Source organism: Pseudoalteromonas sp. SG45-1 (assembly GCF_014164135.1).
In the GTDB taxonomy this organism is placed as follows: Bacteria; Pseudomonadota; Gammaproteobacteria; order Enterobacterales; family Alteromonadaceae; genus Pseudoalteromonas; species Pseudoalteromonas distincta.
This window is the reverse complement of record NZ_JACJEP010000004.1, coordinates 47,547-64,812: the sequence shown is the minus strand read 5'-3', so window position 1 is coordinate 64,812 and position 17,266 is coordinate 47,547. Positions and strand designations below refer to the sequence as shown.

At 39.9% G+C, this 17,266-nt stretch carries 17 protein-coding genes; 13 read left to right on the top strand and 4 right to left on the bottom strand.

Annotated elements, in window-relative coordinates:
* Positions 1-394: 394 nt before the first annotated feature.
* Positions 395-1,684, top strand: a complete 1,290-nt coding sequence (locus H5117_RS05225; RefSeq protein WP_182692913.1) for an alkaline phosphatase — start codon at positions 395-397, stop codon at positions 1,682-1,684.
* Between the two features lie 95 nt (positions 1,685-1,779).
* On the opposite strand, the gene H5117_RS05220 is transcribed toward H5117_RS05225, so the two are convergent.
* The 3 genes from H5117_RS05220 to H5117_RS05210 all read right to left on the bottom strand — a co-directional run bounded on the left by H5117_RS05220 (position 1,780) and on the right by H5117_RS05210 (position 4,805).
* Entirely contained in the window at positions 1,780-2,109 is a 330-nt protein-coding gene (locus tag H5117_RS05220) for a hypothetical protein (RefSeq protein WP_182736435.1), read from the bottom strand.
* Between the two features lie 68 nt (positions 2,110-2,177).
* A complete protein-coding gene (gene tsaB / locus H5117_RS05215) occupies positions 2,178-2,879 on the bottom strand; it encodes a tRNA (adenosine(37)-N6)-threonylcarbamoyltransferase complex dimerization subunit type 1 TsaB (RefSeq protein WP_182736433.1) in 702 nt (233 codons plus the stop codon).
* Between the two features lie 9 nt (positions 2,880-2,888).
* The gene (locus H5117_RS05210) at positions 2,889-4,805 is read right to left on the bottom strand and encodes an ATP-dependent DNA helicase (protein ID WP_182736431.1); all 1,917 of its coding nucleotides are present in this window, start codon (positions 4,803-4,805) and stop codon (positions 2,889-2,891) included.
* Positions 4,806-5,136: 331 nt separating this feature from the next.
* Here H5117_RS05210 and H5117_RS05205 point away from each other — a divergent pair, with 331 nt between their 5' ends.
* Together H5117_RS05205 and H5117_RS05200 are read left to right on the top strand one after the other, a co-directional pair.
* Complete coding sequence (locus H5117_RS05205; RefSeq protein ID WP_182736429.1) at positions 5,137-6,420, top strand: sodium:proton antiporter; 1,284 nt, start codon at positions 5,137-5,139, stop codon at positions 6,418-6,420.
* A gap of 283 nt (positions 6,421-6,703) precedes the next feature.
* Positions 6,704-8,557 (top strand): cytochrome c/FTR1 family iron permease, encoded by a 1,854-nt coding sequence (locus H5117_RS05200; protein WP_182716667.1) that lies wholly within the window; start codon positions 6,704-6,706, stop codon positions 8,555-8,557.
* A 114-nt stretch (positions 8,558-8,671) separates the two neighbouring features.
* Here the strand turns inward: H5117_RS05200 and H5117_RS05195 are convergent, their stop codons facing one another.
* Positions 8,672-8,908, bottom strand: coding sequence for a hypothetical protein (locus tag H5117_RS05195; RefSeq protein WP_002960256.1), 237 nt, complete (start codon positions 8,906-8,908; stop codon positions 8,672-8,674).
* A gap of 419 nt (positions 8,909-9,327) precedes the next feature.
* On the opposite strand from H5117_RS05195, the gene hisG reads away from it, so the two are divergent.
* The 10 genes from hisG to H5117_RS05145 all read left to right on the top strand — a co-directional run bounded on the left by hisG (position 9,328) and on the right by H5117_RS05145 (position 17,250).
* Entirely contained in the window at positions 9,328-10,227 is a 900-nt protein-coding gene (hisG, locus tag H5117_RS05190) for an ATP phosphoribosyltransferase (RefSeq protein ID WP_002960257.1), read from the top strand.
* A gap of 5 nt (positions 10,228-10,232) precedes the next feature.
* Positions 10,233-11,534 carry a histidinol dehydrogenase gene (hisD, locus tag H5117_RS05185; protein ID WP_024597350.1) on the top strand — a complete coding sequence of 434 codons (1,302 nt, stop codon included), beginning with the start codon at positions 10,233-10,235 and terminating at the stop codon, positions 11,532-11,534.
* Entirely contained in the window at positions 11,524-12,633 is a 1,110-nt protein-coding gene (hisC, locus tag H5117_RS05180; RefSeq protein ID WP_182720315.1) for a histidinol-phosphate transaminase, read from the top strand. Before hisD ends, hisC begins: the two co-directional genes overlap by 11 nt.
* A complete protein-coding gene (gene hisB / locus H5117_RS05175; protein WP_182720314.1) occupies positions 12,630-13,691 on the top strand; it encodes a bifunctional histidinol-phosphatase/imidazoleglycerol-phosphate dehydratase HisB in 1,062 nt (353 codons plus the stop codon). Before hisC ends, hisB begins: the two co-directional genes overlap by 4 nt.
* Positions 13,688-14,278 (top strand): imidazole glycerol phosphate synthase subunit HisH, encoded by a 591-nt coding sequence (gene hisH, locus H5117_RS05170; RefSeq protein WP_002960265.1) that lies wholly within the window; start codon positions 13,688-13,690, stop codon positions 14,276-14,278. The genes hisB and hisH overlap by 4 nt, the downstream gene beginning before the upstream one ends.
* Before the next feature lie 33 nt (positions 14,279-14,311).
* On the top strand, positions 14,312-15,046 hold the full coding sequence (locus H5117_RS05165) for a 1-(5-phosphoribosyl)-5-[(5-phosphoribosylamino)methylideneamino] imidazole-4-carboxamide isomerase (RefSeq protein WP_002960267.1): 735 nt from the start codon (positions 14,312-14,314) through the stop codon (positions 15,044-15,046).
* Positions 15,028-15,807 (top strand): imidazole glycerol phosphate synthase subunit HisF, encoded by a 780-nt coding sequence (hisF, locus tag H5117_RS05160; RefSeq protein WP_182720313.1) that lies wholly within the window; start codon positions 15,028-15,030, stop codon positions 15,805-15,807. Before H5117_RS05165 ends, hisF begins: the two co-directional genes overlap by 19 nt.
* Positions 15,798-16,412 (top strand): bifunctional phosphoribosyl-AMP cyclohydrolase/phosphoribosyl-ATP diphosphatase HisIE, encoded by a 615-nt coding sequence (hisIE, locus tag H5117_RS05155; protein WP_007376299.1) that lies wholly within the window; start codon positions 15,798-15,800, stop codon positions 16,410-16,412. Before hisF ends, hisIE begins: the two co-directional genes overlap by 10 nt.
* A gap of 108 nt (positions 16,413-16,520) precedes the next feature.
* On the top strand, positions 16,521-17,060 hold the full coding sequence (locus H5117_RS05150) for a hypothetical protein (RefSeq protein WP_182736426.1): 540 nt from the start codon (positions 16,521-16,523) through the stop codon (positions 17,058-17,060).
* Between the two features lies 1 nt (position 17,061).
* Positions 17,062-17,250, top strand: coding sequence for a DUF1289 domain-containing protein (locus H5117_RS05145; RefSeq protein WP_165723885.1), 189 nt, complete (start codon positions 17,062-17,064; stop codon positions 17,248-17,250).
* The last annotated feature ends 16 nt before the right edge of the window (positions 17,251-17,266 follow it).

Sequence of the window (17,266 nt, the reverse complement as noted above, 5' to 3'; positions counted from 1 at the left end):
AATTTAGAGCATCATTATTTATAGCATACAAGTTGTCAGACCACTAACCGAGAAAATGGTGCCAAATTCGCTATTTAATTATCTTGATGTTCTAAAGAAAGTAAAAAATATAAAATAAAATTTAAACGATATCATAAGCTTAATTACAAAAAAAATAAGCTGATCTTTTTAAATATATTTGCTTTGTATGCCTTTTGAACAATTAAAAGGTGATAGCATCATATGTAGTTAAGCTATAACCAGTATAATTTAAATAAATAGAACTAACAGCGTTAACTACAATTCTATCCATATAACCCTAAATTATAAATATCTTAGATATTCATTTATTTATCATACTATCTGTATACAATATCAGCGGCTATTAAATAAGGTACACTCATAAGGTACAACCATGAAAAAACAGATCAGCTTATTGGCACTTTTATGCACCGCTTCTGGTGCTTACGCAGAATCAGCACCTAAAAATGTAATTTATATGATTGGTGACGGCATGGGTCCGGCTTACACCACGGCTTATCGCTATTTTAAAGATGACCCTGCAACAAAAGAAGTAGAAGGCACGGTTTTTGACACTATTTTAAAAGGCATGGCTCACACCTACCCTGATGACCATACTTATGTAACAGACAGCGCTGCGGGTGCTACAGCGCTTAGTAGCGGCCATAAAAGTTATAATGGTGCAGTTGCTGTAGATACAGATAAAAAGCCAGTTAAAACCATGCTTGAAATGGCAAAAGAGCGCGGTATGACAACAGCGCTTGTAGCAACTTCACAAATAAACCATGCAACACCTGCTAGCTTTACAGCCCACAATGAATCTCGTTACAACTACGATGATATTGCCAACGATTATATTGATAATAAGATTGCTGGTAAATTACCTGTTGATTTAATGCTAGGTGGCGGTACTAAATATTTTATTCGTGACGACCGTAATTTAGTTGAAGAATTTAAAGCGGCAGGTTACCAATACGGTGACGATATTAATAATCTGGGACAAATTACACAAATACCTGCCATAGGTTTGTATGCAAGCAAAGGCTTGCCATTTGCCCTTGATATGAACCCAACTCGCCTTACTCAGTTAACATCTAAAGCGCTTGGTTTACTAGATAACCAGAATGAAGAAGGCTTTTTTGTGATGATTGAGGGCAGCCAAATTGATTGGTGTGGTCACTCTAACGATATAGCGTGTGCGATGGCTGAAATGGACGACTTTGCTAAATCAATCGAAAAAGCAAAAGCGTACGTTGATAAAAATAAAGACACTATACTTGTAGTTACAGCCGATCACTCAACGGGCGGCTTAACTATTGGTTCGCACGGCCAATTTAAATGGGAAACAGACGTAATTAAAGGTGTTAAGGCAACGGCTAGTAAGTTAACAGACAAACTTATGGAGTCTAAAGACTTAAAACCAGTATGGACTGCTAACACCAATATTGAATTTACAACTGAAAACCAAATCAAACTTGAGCAAGCTAAAAAAATGGGCGAAAAAGCGCTTAATTTAGCTGTTAAAAGTATTATTAGTGATGCAAGCTTTACTGGCTGGACAACTGGCGGACACACCGCTGTAGACGTTCAAGTATTTGCCTATGGCAAAGGCAGTGAGCAATTTATCGGCTCACAAAATAATACTGATATTGCAGATAAGCTGATTGGCTTTATTGAGCAGTAAATTTCACCTCGTTTTGAACACAAAAAGCCCGAACACATGTTCGGGCTTTTTATTGAATTTTATCGCTGTATTTATCTAAAGCGCTCAATTAAGCTTTAAGCGTATATATCAACACCTATTAAATTTTGTACTTCGGCTCTACGTTCTAAATTAGCAAATTCAGTATAAGTAGAAATCGCTTTACTTACTTGAGCTGTCGGTTGGTCGTAAATTGTTTGGCTGTATTCATTGCTTTTAGCACTGCTTTTAAACAGCTGATTAGCAAGTTCGACGCCCTCGACACTGCTTTTTACATAATCGGTATTCGTTTTTTGAGAAGCCGGCTGGTCTAATAAACTCTGTGGTTTATTAGTAACAACTTTAGTAGGGCTAACCCTACCCGGAATATCCCCGGTAAAAAAACCTGAACCAATAGGCAGCGTCATTACGCGTCTCCAACCTTAATATTGTATAAAATTATGATTTAAAAACAACCAATTTGCAAATAATATGATTAGTCACGCCCTGGTAGCTTTTTCCACGTTACCGTATCTCGCACATATTTAGGTTGAGCGTCACTCGCTTTTACAACGTCACCCGCTAAAAACGCGGCTTCAACATGCGCTAACATATAACGCACATCAGGCAATGTAATATCAGTATTAATTGTCACGTTTTCAAAGTCATTTAGCGCATCAGGATAGGTTTTAAAGCCCGTGCCCACAGCTACAGATGGCTCAGTGGTCGCTATATAGTCATTATTTAGTAAATCAGGTTTTATAACGCATTCTTGGTTAACTAAAAGCATTAGATTATTTTGCGCTTGGTAATGTGCAAAGTATATCTCCCCCATACGCGCATCTATACTTGGATAAACACTCAGGCTGCCTTTTTGTTCAAACGTTTGTTGAGCCATAGTAGCCAGTGTAGACACACCAACAAGCGGCAAATTAGTTGAATACGCTAAGCCTTGCGCTATAGCAACACTAATACGTACACCGGTGAAACTACCTGGCCCCTGGCCAAAACCAATTACGTCTAAGTCTTTTAATTTACAGTTTGCTTTAGTTAAAAGTTCATCCACAAGTGGAAGTATTTTTTGGCTGTGCTGCTGCGGACACTCTTCAAAATGATGAAACGTTTGGCCCTGGTAATGTAAAACAATTGAAAGTGCTTCAGTTGAAGCATCAAGGGCAAGGATATTACTTTTGATCATTTTAGTACTCTAATTAATTTGTTTTAAAAATGTATTGGCATCTTCTAAGCTTCGCGTGCGGCGCATCGGTGGTAAGCTTTTTAAAAATACTTGGCCATATTGGCGTGTAACTAAGCGATTATCACATATTACAAGTACGCCTTTGTCTTTACTATCTCGAATTAAACGCCCTACACCTTGCTTTAGCGCAATTACAGCCTGCGGTAATTGTATGTGTGAAAAAGGGTCTTTTCCCTGCATTTGGCAATCTTGCATTTTAGCTTGTAGCAATGGATCGTCAGGGGCTGCAAATGGCAATTTGTCTATAATAACACAACTTAATGTACTGCCGCGTACATCGACACCTTCCCAAAAAGAAGCCGTGCCGAGTAATACCGCATTACCATGGCGAGTAAATTTCTCTAAAATTATACGCTTAGACATTTGCCCTTGCATATAAACTGGGTAGTCTATTTGTGTAGTTAGCCCTTCGGCCACTAAGTGCATCATTCGATAGCTAGTAAATAACACAAAACAACGCCCTTGTGCTGATTTTATAAGCTCAAGCGTTAGTTTTACAATTGCATGTGGCATATTATCAGCATGCGATTCGGGTAAGTAGCGAGGTAAACACAGCAGCGCCTGATTAGGGTAGTCAAATGGGCTATCTACCATCATGCTTTGTTTTGGCTTTAAACCTAGGCTTGCATTAAAATGCTCTAGTTTGTTATCAACCGAAAGTGTTGCAGAAGTGAATACAAATCCTGCGCCCGTGTCTTGCATCATTTGAGCAAACTTAGCTGATACATTCAATGGCGTTATATTAATTGTTAAATAACGGCGCGTTGTTTCATACCAATAACTAAAGCCGGTTTGGGCTGTATCAAAAACCCGCTCTAACAGCCCTTTAAACGCAAGTGCACGTTCAAATGGATGCTCAATTTTGTCGCTTCTATCTAGGCAAAGCTTGAGTACTTGATAAACAAAATCTAAATCACTGATCACACGATGGAGCGCCGCGCAAATTTGTTTATCGCTTAGTTTTTCTCGCCAATCGCCACGGCTGCCATCAACACCGAATTGTAAACGTAAATCAGCAACGCTTGTCTCAAGCTTGTTTAAGCTTTTACCAAGTTGCAGCATATCGGGAATTTCAGCTCTATAAATAGCACGTAAATCATTAATTAAATCTACCAACTTTTTAGTGCTAACACTTTCACCAAAGTAATCGCTGGCAATTTCGCTTAACTGATGGGCTTCATCAAATATATATGCGTCGGCTTTTGGCATAAGTTCAGCAAAGCCACTTTCTTTTACAGCCATATCAGCAAAAAACAAATGGTGATTAATTACAACCACATCGGCATCGGCCGCAGTTAAACGTGCTTTGCGTATATAACAGCTTTGAAAATCTGGACACTCTTTACCTAAACAATTATCGGCTGTTGAATTTACATAAGGCAGTACTTTGGCATCATCTTCTATACCTATACAATCGGCCAAATCGCCCGATTGTGTTTCGCTTGCAAACTTAGCTACCATAGCTAGTTGATGCATTACGTCGGAGTCGTCAGTAGGTACATGTGCAACATGTTGATTAAGTCGGTAGGTGCATAGGTAATTGGCGCGCCCTTTTAATAAGGCGGTTTTTTTTGAAGCACTTAAAGCTTTAACTAGTTGCGGTAAATCTCGGTGATAAAGCTGCTCTTGTAGAGCTTTAGAACCTGTTGATATTATCGTGCGCCCTTTTGACTTAAGTGCAGGGGCTAAATATGCAAATGTTTTACCCGTACCCGTGCCTGCTTCAACAACTAATTGCGAACTGTTTTTTAATGCATCCGCAACAGCTACTGCCATATCAATTTGTGGTTGGCGAGGCGTATACCCATCTAAAGATAACGCTAAAGGCCCGGTTGCACTAAACAGCTGTTTGATAATACCAATCACTTTAAAATAAATAATAGCGGGATTTTACGTAAGCAAAGCATTAAGGGCAAGTAATTACAAAACCCACTTTTACTTTACGAATTAATACGCACTTTAATAGTGAGATTAATCATTCGATTTTACAATACACTGTGTATTTATAACGTACATTTAATTTAATAATGACAATATTTACAAAGCCTAATTTTCTATTAACTCTTACTAAAAATAATCCGTATTAAAAGCTATATTTAGGCATAAAAACTGTGACTCTGAAATATTACAGGAGTACCATACGCGGGTTTATAATCCTCTTTTTCGTGTGTCGTTAAAAAAATAGTAAGGTTAGCCAATGAATGCTTGGTATCTCATTTGTTTTCTCTCTGCCATTGCAATTTTTATTGCTTTTGCAAACCAATATATCCTCAAAATGCAAACTACAATTGCCATTACTACAGGCTCAGTTGTTATTTCTTTATTATTGATTATTGCCGTTAAATTATTAGGCGATCAAAATGCGTTAGCCATGACCCAAATTGTTTCCAGTATTAACTTTAACGAGTTATTACTCAAAGGTATGCTCGGATTTTTACTTTATGCTGGCGCATTGGAAATTAACCTTATGGCGCTTCGTAAACAGCGCTGGGAAATAACCGCACTAGTGCTATTTTCTACTATTGCTTCCACTTTTGTAGTTGGTTATTTGAGTTTTTATCTATTTGCCTTATTTGGCTTTGATGTACCGTTTATATACTGTTTATTATTTGGCGCGCTTATTAGCCCAACCGACCCTATTGCCGTACTTGCAATTATTAAACAAATGCGAGCGCCAGAAGGAATCTCAGTTCAAGTAGAAGGTGAGTCACTATTTAACGACGGTATTGGTTTAGTAATATTTACGACCATTTTTTCGGTTGCTTTTTATGGCACCGATGCACAATTTGGCGATATAGCAGAACTCTTTTTTGTAGACGCCCTAGGCGGCATTGCGTTTGGTTTGGTTATCGCTTTGGTTGGCCACTTTTTAATTATTAACAGCCGCGATGTAAACATTCGCTTATTGATAACCTTAACTATTCCTACCGCAGGTTTTGCTGCTGCAAATATTTGGGAAATATCAGGCGCACTTGCCATGGTAACAAGCGGCATATTAATGGGTAACATTACTCGTACTAAAGCAACTGAGCGCACGGGGCCTGAAGACACTCGTTACGTAAAAGATTTTTGGCATGCAACCGATAGCTTTTTAAATGCCCTACTGTTTTTAATAATAGGTATGCTAATAGTGACGATGCCAATCACGCTTGGTGAAATTGGCTTAGGCTTACTAATGGTACCTGCAGTATTACTAGCACGCTTTATTAGCGTAGGCGCACCCTTTGTCATCTTTAAACGCTTTAGAAGTTACGATAAACACAGTGTTAAAATTTTAACCTGGGGTGGGCTACGCGGTGGTCTTGCACTGGCAATGGCGGCAGCAATTCCACGCGAGCAAGTTTTTGTAGGTGGCTCTGACCTACATAACCTAATCGTGATTGTTACCTACGTTGTGGTTATATTTTCTATTATTGTACAAGGCTTAACTATTTCACCGCTTATTCAAAGCAGTATTAAATCAGCTGAGCAAGCAAAGTAATAAATGCTTTGTGAGCAATCAACTCAGTAACCAAGTTATTATATAAATCACTTGGTTACTGTTACTCACGTGTTACAAAAACACTTTAAAGTTCTATAAATTGTTATCCTTTTTATTTATCTTCTTTGTTTAAATTAATCCGCTTGAAATGCAAATGAAAACAATTATAATTTTGGCTTTTCCTCTGTAGGGCTTTTCAATGTCCAAAAATAATTCTCACGTGTTTTTAAATTTGGTATCTCTGGGCAAACGACAACTTCATTGTTTTATTGTGCTTTTTATAATGGCTATGGCAAGCTTTAATGTGTCGGCCTCACCTAATGAGCAAACAAAAATAAAACAAATTGCACAGCTTGCAGAGTATGTAGGTGTAGATTACGTGGCAGCTGTTGGAAATGGTGAAATACTAGACCCCGACGAATATCAAGAAATGACTGAATTTTCGCACGTTATTATTGAGCAAGCTGGACAGCTATCAAGCCAAACCAATGAGTTTGATACAGTAAAGGCACAAGCTAAAACACTGCATACAGCGATTGCCAATAAAGCGAGTGTTGCCGATGTACGTGCAGCAAGCTCAGCGCTTCGTGAGTCGCTGCTTACATTTATGCCACAACTATCGTTACCTACATCGCTGCTTCCGGTTGAGCAAACTAAAGCGCTTTTTGCTACTAACTGCTCAATGTGTCACGGCCCTAGTGGTCAAGGCGACGGTCCGCTTGCAAAAAATTTATCGCCAGAGCCTACCAACTTTACCGACGAAGAGCGCGCAACAAACCGCTCATTAATGGGGTTATTTGACGCTGTAAGTAACGGCATTGACGACACACCTATGGTTGCTTTTACCCAATTTAATGAACAACAACGATGGTCTTTAGCTTTTTATGTAGGTAGCTTGGCATTTAAAGATGTTCAAAAACCACAAAATGTAGAACAAAACATTACCGCTTCGCAGATTGTAAACCTAAACCCTGCACAATTATCGGCAGGTCAAAGTGAGGCACAAGCACATTACGTTAAATGGCTTCGTGGTAATCCAGAGCAATTATTTAGCGCTAACAAAAATCCGATAACAGTTACTCGCACGCAGTTACTTGCAGCGCAAGCTGCGCATGCTAAAGGCAATTACTCACAAGCAAGTGATTTAGCAATTAGCGCATACTTAGATGGCTTTGAGCTTGTTGAAAACAACTTAAATGCCTACGACGAAACACTGCGTAAAAACATCGAAGTACAACTGATGAACCTACGCCAAACATTCAAAAACGAAAAAGATACAGCCGTCGTTGCCGAAAAAGTAAATGCCGCACTAACACAACTCGCTAAAGCAGATAGCATGCTAAACGAAACCAAGCTAACTGATGGCGCTCTACTTTCAGCGAGTTTAATAATATTACTGCGAGAAGGCTTAGAGGCACTCTTAGTTATTATTGCCCTTATGACTGTGCTTATTAAAACGAAACGTCAAGATGCGCTTAAATACGTACATGTTGGCTGGGTAACCGCACTTATTGCCGGTGGCTTAACATGGGCTGCTGCGCAAACATTAATAGAAATAAGTGGTGCAAGTCGCGAAGTTATGGAAGGTGCTGGTGCATTGTTTGCCGCTGTAATCTTACTGTATGTTGGCGTATGGATGCACAGTAAAACAAGTGCGCAACAATGGCAAAAATATATAAAAGACAATATAGATAAGCGTCTTGAGTCGGGAACACTTTGGGGATTAGCGGGGCTTTCTTTTATTGCCGTGTACCGAGAAGTATTCGAAACCGTATTGTTTTATCAGTCTTTATTAACGCAAAGCTCGCCTGCTCAATATTCATCTATTGCATCGGGTTTCGCGATAGCTGTAGCAATACTGGCTATTATTACGTGGGTATTAATTAAGTACTCAATTAAATTACCGGTTGCTAAGTTTTTTGCAATTACCACTTACCTATTATTTGCACTCTCGTTTGTGCTTATGGGCAAAGCCGTTATTGCATTACAAGAGGCCGATATAATAGGTATTGCGTCGCTACCAATGAGCTTTGAAATAGCATGGCTTGGTATTAAGTCAACATGGCAAGGTATTGTAGCTCAGGTATGTGTGTTCGCTATATTTAGCTTTTATATATTTAAAAGCAAAAACCAATAGTAATGCCTATCTGCTTAAGAGTTTAAGCTAATTGGCATAAGCAAAATACATAGTAAAAAGGCCCGCAAGGGCCTTTTTAGTTAATTGCTTATGTATTTAGTAAAATTGGTATTATCAAGCCCATGTATCTAAATGGGGGTTTTCGTCATCATCTACGTTAGACTTTTTTTTACTATTTTGGTCGTCAAGCATATTGAGCTTTTTCTTTTTTTGTAACTCACGCCTTTTTTTATTCTCTAGCTCAACTTTTTCAGCGGCCGATCCACTTTGCACACCCGCAATATGAAAAGCACTTTTTGACTCAACTTCTAGTCTGGTTATTCTTCCTAAATAAGGAATCATGATATCCATACACACTTCCTTAGTTTACTGTTAAATTATCTAAACGCTTGGTTTGGCTAATAAACAAACAAATATATGCAAAAAATGCACTTCCCTTCTTAATATTATCGACAGTTATAAGATATGCTTTAATTAAGCTAAAAAAAACTTGCCATAATATGGCTGTTTATGTTTTTATGAATGCGAAATTTATTTAAACAGATAACAACTGAACGTTACTATAACAACGAGCAGTTAAATAGGATAAAAAATGCGCTTAAACCTGACAACAGTACATCATCACCACCATTCACCGGAATAACCTGTCAGGTCTTTCGCTGAGAGGTTATTCCTAAAAGGAACCTCTGGCGATTCAAAAAACATTGATTCATTTTCGCCCTGAGGTTCCCCTCGGGGTTTTTAGTTTTTAAATTAAAGGAAAATGAATAATGAGTAACACAAATCGTCTACGTATCGCCATCCAAAAAGGCGGCCGCCTATCTAAAGATTGTCAAGATCTGTTAAAACAGTTAGGTGTTAAACTTAACCTTCGTGAACAACGCTTAATTGCACACTCAACTAATATGCCAATTGACGTACTACGTGTGCGCGATGACGATATTCCTGGTTTAGTAATGGACGGTGTATGTGATTTAGGTATTGTTGGCGAAAACGTACTAGTAGAAGTTCAAGCAGAACGTGAACGCCAAGGTGTTCCAAGCGAAGTAAACAAACTTTCAAAACTAGATTTTGGTTACTGTCGTCTTGCACTTGCTTGGCCACAAGAGCTAGGCGCTCGCGATAAGAGCTGGTTTGAAGGCAAACGTATTGCAACTACCTACCCAGAAATTTTAACTCAGTGGTTAAAGCGCGAAGGCATCAACGCAAGTACAGTAATGCTTACTGGCTCTGTTGAAGTAGCACCACGTGCAGGTTTATCTGATGCAATTTGTGATTTAGTATCTACTGGCGCAACACTTGAAGCTAACGGCTTAATTCAAGGTGATACAATTTTAGAATCAAACGCATGTTTAATTCAAAATAAAGATCTGCAAGACGCTGACAAACTAGCACTAATCAATAAGCTTATGCCGCGCCTACGTGGTGTTAGACAAGCTAAAGAAAGCAAATACATCATGCTACACGCACCAAAAAACAAACTTGATGAAATTTGTGAAATTTTACCTGGTTCTGGTCAACCGACTCTACTTGCCCTTGCGGGTAATGAAGAATACGTAGCACTGCACATGGTAAGCAGCGAAACATTATTTTGGGAAACAATGGAGCAGTTAAAAGCCCTAGGCGCTAACTCTATTTTAGTTATGCCAATTGAAAAAATGATGGAGTAAGTACCATGCTTCGTTGGAATGAGGAATCTTCACAAGTACAAGCAGCGGCGCTAATGCGCCCTGCAGTTTCTGTAAGCGCAAAGGTTGAAGCAATATGCAAAACTATTTTAGCTAATGTAAAAGAGCAAGGCGATGAGGCCTTACTTAGCATGGCCAAAGAGTTTGATAATAGAGCTAACCCACGTTTGCGCGTACCGCTAGATGAAATTAACGCATCTGAGCAAGCACTAAGTGCAGAGCTTAAATACGCAATTGACACCGCTTATGCAAATGTTAAACGTTTTCACGAAGCGCAGTTGCCAAAAGATATTAAATTATCAACCCAACCAGGCGTTGTATGTGAACTGAAATATCAAGCCATCGAAGCAGTCGGTATTTATGTACCCGGTGGCAGTGCTCCACTGCCATCGTCGGTTATTATGCAAGGTGTATTAGCACAGTTAAGCGGCGCTAAAACCGTTGTACTAGCTACGCCGGTACAAGGTGATAAAGCAATTAACCCTGCTATTTTATATGCAGCTAAGTTATGTGGCATTACTACTTTGATAGAAAGTGGTGGCGCAGGCGCAATTGCAGCAATGGCTTATGGCACCGAATCGGTTCCTAAAGTAAACAAAATTTTTGGCCCAGGTAATAGCTTCGTAACAATGGCTAAACAGCTCGTTGCGCAAACTATCCCAGGTATGGCAATTGATATGCCAGCAGGTCCTTCTGAAGTATTAGTTATTGCAGATGAACGTGCAAACCCAGAATTTATAGCCGCCGATTTACTCTCACAAGCAGAGCACGGCGCAGACTCGCAAGTTATTTTATTATGTAACAGCGAAAGTATTATAGAACAAACTCAGCAGGCACTTACACGCCAGTTAGCTAATTTGAGCCGCAAAGAAACAGCCGAGCAAGCGCTCGCTAATTCTTCACTTATTTTGGTTGATTCTGTTGAGCAAGCATTTGATGTATCGGCGCAATACGGCCCAGAGCATTTAATTTTACAACTAGGCGATGCAACACCTTACCTAGATAAAGTTAAAAATGCAGGCTCAGTATTTGTAGGTGACTACACACCAGAATCTGCAGGCGATTACGCATCGGGTACTAACCACGTGTTACCAACATATGGTTACAGTGCAACTTACTCGAGTTTAAACTTGCTTGATTTTTTCCGTACATACACAGTGCAAACAATTACTAAAAGTGGTTTAACGCAGCTTTCAAAAGCAATTTTACCACTTGCAGATGCAGAAGGCCTTGATGCCCACGCTAATGCGGTTTCAATTCGTTTAGAGGCAATTAAAAATGAGCAATGAGAGCGCACAAGCGTCTAGCTTATTACCTAAGAATATTGCAGCCCTTGCTGCATACAGCTCTGCAAAAAGTGAAAAGCTAACCGGTACTACGTGGCTAAATGCTAACGAAAGCCCGTATGCTAAAAATCTTGAACTGAGTATTGAGGATTTAAATCGCTACCCCGACCCACAACCGCAACTGGTTATTGACAGGTACGCAGCTTATACAGATCTTGAAAGCGAAAATGTATTAATGACGCGCGGCGCAGATGAAGGCATTGAGCTTTTAGTGCGCACATACTGTGAGCCAGCTAAAGATAGTATTGCGCTATTTTTACCAACTTACGGTATGTACAAAGTTACCGCCGATACACACAACGTTAGTATTAACGCGCTTACACAAGAATTATTATTAAGTGGCAGTGTTGATGAAATAGTTGCAGCTGTTGGCAGCTCAAAGCTGGTATTTATTTGTAACCCAAATAATCCAACTGGCAGCTTAACGCCACTTGATAAAGTAAAAGCGATTGCAACAGCACTTGCAGGTAAAGCATTAGTTATTGTTGATGAAGCCTATATAGAGTTTTGCCCAGAGCAAAGCGCGACTAAACTTATTAATGAGTTTAGTAATGTAGTGGTTTTGCGTACGCTTTCTAAAGCCTTTGCGCTAGCAGGGCTCAGAACAGGCTTTACGCTTGCACAAGTGAGCGTACTAGCGCCAATTCGTAAAGTCATTGCGCCGTATCCGGTATCAGGTGTTGTAGCAAGTATTGCAGCGCAAGCAATTGCACCCGATGCAATTACATCAATGCGCCGCCAAGTTACTATTCTAAATAGCTTAAAAGCTAAGTTGGTAGATTGGCTAAACGCCTCCCCTGCTGCATTAAAAATTCTCACTGGTGAAGGTAACTTTGTTACTTTAAAATTAGCCGACAAAAACTACTTTAAAATTGCACTTGAGCAAGGTTTGGTTATGCGCGCTTTTACACTATACGGTGAAGACGACTGGCTACGAATTTCAATTGGCAGTGAACAAGAACTTGAACAAGTAAAAATTTGGTTAGATGGCTTACAAACGCCGGCTACCGCAGCATCTTTAGCAGGAAACGAAGTATCATGAGTAACCCCTATTTATTTATAGACCGCGACGGCACTATTATTGAAGAGCCAATTACCGACAAACAGGTAGATAGCCTTGAAAAGCTAGCATTTTTACCTGGTGTTATTCCTGCGTTATTACAATTACAAGCCTCAGGTTACCGTTTAGTAATGGTGTCTAACCAAGATGGTTTAGGCACAGATAGCTTTCCTACTGCTGATTTTGACATAGCACAAGACAAAATGATGGACATAATGCAAAGCCAAGGCATTAGCTTTGACGAAGTATTAATTTGCCCACACTTTGATGAGCAAAACTGTGATTGCCGTAAACCTAAAACGGGCTTACTTACCGAGCTTATGCGCTCTGGCAAAGTAGACTTAGCGCGCTCTTTTGTTATTGGCGATCGCCAGACCGATATTGGCCTTGCTCAAAACTTATGTTGTGAAGGTATTTTATACGACGGCGATTGGAGTGCGATAGTGACAAAATTGACTACCGCAAACCGCGAAGGTCGTGTTACACGCAACACTAAAGAAACCCAAATTGATGTAGCCATAAACTTAGATCAAACTAAAAATGGCAGCATAGACACCGGACTTGGCTTTTTTGATCACATGCTAGATCAAATTCGCACCCACGCAAACATTGGTTTAAACATTAAAGCCAAAGGCGATTTACACATAGATGAGCACCACCTTGTTGAAGACATTGGTATTGCTCTTGGTGTTGCACTTAAACAAGCGCTTGGCACCAAATCTCAAATTGCACGCTATGGTTTTGCGCTTCCTATGGACGAGTGTAAAGCCGAAGCACAAATTGATTTATCGGGCCGTGCATCATTTGTATTAAACGCTAACTTTAGTCGCGAAAAAGCTGGCGATTTAGACGTACAAATGGTTGAGCACTTTTTCAAAAGCTTAAGTGATAACGCCGCTATTAGCCTTATTTTATCGGTAAGCGACGGTAACTGTCATCACCAAGTAGAAGGCTTATTTAAAGCGTTTTCACGTGCTCTTCGTATGGCCGTAGCACAAGACACGACCCAACAAACAGCCAGCTCTAAGGGATGTTTATGATTGCCATAATTAATACCGGTTGTGCCAATATTAATTCCGTACGCTTTGCGTTTGAACGCTTAGGCCAAACGCCAACAGTAATAACATCACCAGAGCAATTAGCGGGTTTTGAGCGCGCTATATTGCCAGGTGTAGGCCATGCATCGGTTGCTATGAAACGCCTAGTCGATAACGGTTGGCAACAAGCTATAAATGAATACCAGCGCCCGCTTATGGGTATTTGTTTAGGTATGCAGTTACTGTGCGAAAGCACCGAAGAAGGTAACGTACAGTGCCTAGGTAAAATACCAGGACAAGTAAAAGCGCTTGATGTAGGCAATTTAACGTCGCCGCATATGGGTTGGAACAACTTAAGCGTTAACAAAGAGCATGCATTAACTAAAGGGCTAACGCTTGATGAGCAAGTGTATTTTGTTCACAGCTTTGCGCACACCGTAAACGACGCCACACTAGTGAGCGGCGAATATGGTCAAACCTTTTCAGCCATTGTTGCTAAAGACAACTACGCAGGCATGCAATTTCACCCAGAGCGCAGCGCAAAAGTTGGCGCACGTTTATTACAAAATTTTGTTGATTGGCAATTGTAAGCTGCCCATTAACTAACAAAAAAGAGATTATTTGTGATTATTCCAGCATTAGACGTATTACAAAATCAAATTGTGCGCTTGTACCAAGGTAAATACGACACAGCACAGTTTTACCCTTTCGAACTTGGCGCGCGTTTAAAAGAATACGCCGACAGTGGCGCAGGTAAACTACATCTTGTGGATTTAGAAGGTGCACGCGATCCAAGTAAAAAACAGTGGAAACATATTCAAGCTGCAACCAAAGCACTTAACGTACCGTACCAAGTGGGCGGCGGTATTCGCTCAGAGCAAGATGTAAGTGATTGGCTAAAAGCCGGTGCAAACCAAGTTGTTATTGGTTCAATGGCAGTAGAAAAACGCGAACAAGTAAAAGCCTGGATTGAGCAATTTGGCGCAGAGCATTTTGTAATTGCTCTTGATGTAAATAAAACAGCCACGGGCTGGGCACCAGCAACGCACGGTTGGTTAAGTGAATCTGAATTTGGTTTACTTGAGCTGGTAGATTTTTATGTAAGCTTAGGTGTTATTGATTTTTTATGCACGGACATCAGTAAAGATGGCACCATGACGGGTCCATCGTTTGAGCTTTACGAAGATTTAACTCGCCATAACAGCACAATTAAAGTGCAAGCCTCAGGTGGCGTAAGCTCACTAGATGACATTAAAAAGCTTAAAGAGCTTGGTGTGGGCGGCGTTATTTTAGGTAAATCATTGCTTGATGGCGCATTTAGCGTTGAGGAGGCACTGGCATGTTATCAAAACGCATAATCCCGTGTTTAGACGTTAAAGACGGTCAAGTAGTTAAAGGCGTAAAGTTTAAAGGCCATGAAATAGTTGGCGATATTTTAACAATGGCTAAAGCCTACAGCGAAGCTGGCGCCGATGAACTGGTTTTTTACGAAATCAGTGCAAGCGTTGAAAAACGCCTACTTGATGTAAACTGGGTAGAGAGCATTGCACGTAATATCGATATTCCATTTTGTGTAGCGGGCGGTATTAAATCAGTGGCTGATGCAGCGCGGGTACTTGAGCGCGGCGCAGACAAAATAAGCATTAACAGCCCTGCTATTGCGCGTCCTGAACTTATTAAAGAATTACACGATGAGTTTGGTAAGCAATGTGTTGTAGTCGGCATTGACAGCTTTTTTGATGAAATTACCGGCGAGTATTTAGTTTACCAATTAACCGGCGATCCTAATGCATCAAGCCGTACGCGCTATAAAACACAAGAATGGGTTAAACGCGTACAAGACCTAGGCGCAGGCGAAATTGTATTAAACTGTATGAACCAAGATGGCGTTCGTAACGGTTACGACAACGAGCAACTAAGTAAAATTCGCGAGCTGTGTGACATTCCTTTAATCGCCTCTGGCGGTGCGGGTAGTATGCAAGATTTTGTTGATGTATTTAAACAAAGCAAAGTAGATGGTGCATTAGCTGCCAGCGTTTTTCATAAAAATGTGATTAACATTGGCGAACTAAAAAAATTTTTAACAGATAACCAAGTGGCAGCAAGATTATGCAAGTAACACAACAAAACCAAGCTCAGGTCGATTTCGCTAAAAGTGATATGATCCCTGCGATTATTCAAGATGCCCGCTCTGGTGTTATTTTAATGCAAGGCTTTATGAACAGCGAAGCACTCGCTGTTACGCTTGATACCAATAAGGTAACGTTTTACTCGCGTTCAAAATCGCGTTTATGGACTAAAGGCGAGTCATCAGAAAACTACTTAAACGTAGTATCTGTGCATACAGATTGTGACTACGATTCAATTTTAGTACTTGCCAACCCAGAAGGCCCAACGTGTCACTTAGGTACACAAAGCTGTTTTGGTGATGAAGCAAAACCAAGTTTAAGCTTTTTAGCACAGTTAGAAGATGTGATTGTTGCGCGTAAAAATGACGACCCTGAAAAAAGCTACACAGCGTCATTATTTGCAAAAGACTTAAGCCGTAGTTGTCAAAAAGTAGGTGAAGAAGGCGTAGAAGTTGCCCTTGCCGCTATGAAACACGATAACGATGAGCTAACAAACGAATCTGCTGATTTAATTTATCACCTGACTGTATTACTACAACGCCAAGGCTTAGCCCTTGAAGATGTAGTTAAATGCTTGCAAGGTCGCCATAAATAGCATTAGTTGTGACTAACAAAGAGGCTCATATTTATATGGGCCTTTTTATTTTTACAGTAAATCACGTGTGATATAGTGCGTGGCTAAATTACTCGGTTACTGTGAACTATGAAAAACTATATTATTCCTTCTATTGTCGCGTTTATTTTAGCGGGCTGTACCAGCAAAACTAATCAGACTACAACTACAACAACCACTACTACTACAACGAATCAGTCTGTAAAAACCACAGTAACACCCGATGAATGCAGCACCATAAATAACCTTATAAGCAGTTATGAGTCTGGTTTTAATTCAATCAAAACAGATAAAGTAAATAACCAGTTTACTAATCAATGGCGTACTAGTGCTCATATGATTGGAGCAAACTGTACGGTTACTTTAAATAAGTCAGAGCAAGCAAGCTACCAATGCCAAACACCTGTTAAAACACAAACGCAAACAATAAAGTCTCATCAAAAACTGGCTAAGCAATTGCGCCAATGCTTAACCAAAACAGGTTGGTTGGAAAGCCAAAAAGAAACAGCAAGTTCAATTTACAGCACCTTTGTACTTGATACTAAAACCCCAGTCATTACACTCTCTACTAATCAAGAAGGTAACGGGTTTTCTTCTCGCTTTGAAATTGCACCACCACTAGGACTTTAATATGCGCCAATTAAATCAAAACAAAAAACAATCTAAATTTAAAACTGATTGCCTAGGAATATGCGAAAGGCGCAGCGGTTACTGCACCGGTTGTGGGCGTACTAACGAAGAAATTTTTGATTGGATAATATTATCTGAAGATGAAAAAAAAGCGATTTTAGAAACACCACGAGCAGACGCTAACTCATAACAAATAAAGCCCCTAA